General features: G+C 69.2%; 2 protein-coding genes. Both read right to left on the bottom strand.

Annotated features, from left to right (window positions below):
• The coding region (locus tag ACI38Z_RS06715) for a PLP-dependent cysteine synthase family protein (RefSeq protein WP_439789419.1) at positions 1-806 on the bottom strand (806 nt) is incomplete at its 3' end.
• A 1-nt stretch (position 807) separates the two neighbouring features.
• Entirely contained in the window at positions 808-2,010 is a 1,203-nt protein-coding gene (locus ACI38Z_RS06710) for a trans-sulfuration enzyme family protein (protein WP_439789418.1), read from the bottom strand.
• Between the last annotated feature and the right edge of the window lie 228 nt (positions 2,011-2,238).

Genomic DNA, 2,238 nt, shown 5'->3' with positions numbered 1-2,238 from the left:
GCGCCCGAGGACGAGCCCGCGAACACGCCCTCCTTGCGGGCGAGCTCGCGCGAGGCGCCGTAGGCCTGGTCGTCGTTCACCTTGATGACCTCGTCCACCAGGGACATGTCCATGGTGTCGGCCACGAAGTCGTTGCCGATGCCCTCGATGGAGTAGGGCGCATGCTCGCCGCCGCCCATGGTGGATCCCACGGGATCGGCCAGCACGCCGTGGACGTGGGGGTTCTTCTCCTTGAGGTAGCGCATGATGCCGGTGTATGTGCCGCCCGAGCCGGCTCCCGCCACAAAGTAGTCCACGTGGCCGCCCAGGTCGCGCCAGATCTCCGGCGCCGTGCTCTCGTAGTGGGCGCGCGGGTTGGCGGGGTTCTTGAACTGGCGCAGGGCCACGGAGTTGGGGATCTGCCCCAGGAGCTCCTCCATCTTGGCCTGCGCGCCCAGCATGCCGTCCTCCTCGGGCGTGTGGACGATCTTGGCGCCAAGCGCGCGCATGAGGGTCTGCTTCTCCTGGCTGAACTTGCCCGGCACCACGAAGACCACCTTGTAGCCCCTCCCCAGCGCCGCGAACGCGATGCCCAGGCCCATGTTGCCCGCCGTCGCCTCCACGATGGTGGAGCCGGGCTTGAGGAGGCCGCTCTTCTCCGCGTCGCGAACCATCCAGACGCCCGTGCGGTCCTTGACGGAGCCCGCGGGGTTCATGAGCTCGAGCTTCGCGAACAGCTCGACGCCAGGCTTGACGCCCATGGAGTTGATCCTGAGCATGGGGGTGTTGCCCACGAGCTCTGCCATGCTGTCGTAGTAGTGGCGCATGCTAGGCCTCCTTGGCTGCGGCGATTGCCTGATCGATGTCCGCCAGGATGTCGTCCGCGTCCTCGATTCCCACGGAGAGGCGGATCAGCCCGTCCGTGATGCCCACGCGGTCGCGCTCCTCCTTGGGGATGGCCGCGTGCGTCATCGTGGCGGGGTGGCAGACGAGCGACTCCACGCCGCCGAGGCTCTCCGCGAGCGCGACGAGGCGCGTGGAGGCGAGAAACGCGTGCGCGTCATAGCCGGGGGCGAGCTCGAAGCTCAGCATGGCGCCGGCCCCGGACGCCTGGCGCCGGTTGACCTCGTAGCCCGGGAAGTCGGGAAGGCCCGGGTAGTAGACCTTCGCGACGGCCTCGTTCTGCTGGAGCGCCCGCGCGATGATGCCCGCGTTCCTGAGGTGGCGGTCCATGCGCACGCCGAGCGTCTTGATGCCGCGGATGAGCAGGAACGAGTCGAAGGGCCCCAGCACGCCGCCCGTGGCGTTCTGGACGAAGGCGAGGCGGTCCGCCAGCTCCTGCGAGGCCACGACCGCGAGTCCCGCGACCACGTCCGAGTGCCCGCCCAGGTACTTGGTGGCGCTGTGGACCACGACGTCCGCCCCGAGCTCGAGCGGCCTCTGCAGGTACGGCGTCATGAACGTGTTGTCCACGATCGAGAGCAGGCCGTGCTCGTGCGCGATGCGCGAGACCTCGGCCAGGTCCGTCACGGTCATGAGCGGGTTGGCCGGGCTCTCGACCAGGGTCGCGGCGGTGTGGGGGCCGATGGCCTCCTCCACGTTGGCCGGGTCCGTGGTGTCGACCACGCGGAACGTGAGGCCAAATCGGTCGAACACCTGGTTGAGCACGCGGTACGTGCCGCCGTACACGTTGGTGGGGATGATGACCTCGTCACCTGAGGAAAGGAGGCTCAGCACCGCGGTGATGGCCGCCATGCCGCTGCCAAAGGCGAATCCGGCGACGCCGCCCTCCAGGTCCGCGATGAGCCGCTCGAGCGCGGCCCTGGTGGGGTTGCCCGTGCGCGAGTACTCCCAGCCGCGGTCTTGGCCAACGCCGTCCTGCTGGTAGGTCGAGGTCTGGTAGATCGGGACGTTGACGGCCCCGGTCACGGGGTCCGTGGTGCCGCCGGCGTGGATGAGCCTGGTGGCGAACGCGGTGGTGCGGCCCTGCTCGGCCGCCTTGTTGGATGCTTGCTGCTTGGACGTGGGCATGTTCTTCTCCCCTGCCCCCGGCGCGACCTGACGCGGACCGGCACGCGCGTGCCAGCCATGCGGCAGGGTCGGCCCGAGGGTCGATTGCTAACGGTCTTGTGTTGTCACGAGGTGGCCGCGGCGCTTCCGCGGCAAGAATATGGGGGCCGATCCGGGGGCGCGCGATGCGCAGCCAGCCGCTAGGAAGGGTCCTTGGGCGTGTTAGGCACGACAGGCACGCACCCAGTG

The organism is Parafannyhessea sp., from assembly GCF_051876455.1.
GTDB lineage: Bacteria > Actinomycetota > Coriobacteriia > Coriobacteriales > Atopobiaceae > Parafannyhessea.
The sequence above is the reverse complement of the archived record's forward strand: the minus strand, read 5'-3'. Positions and strand labels throughout refer to the sequence as shown.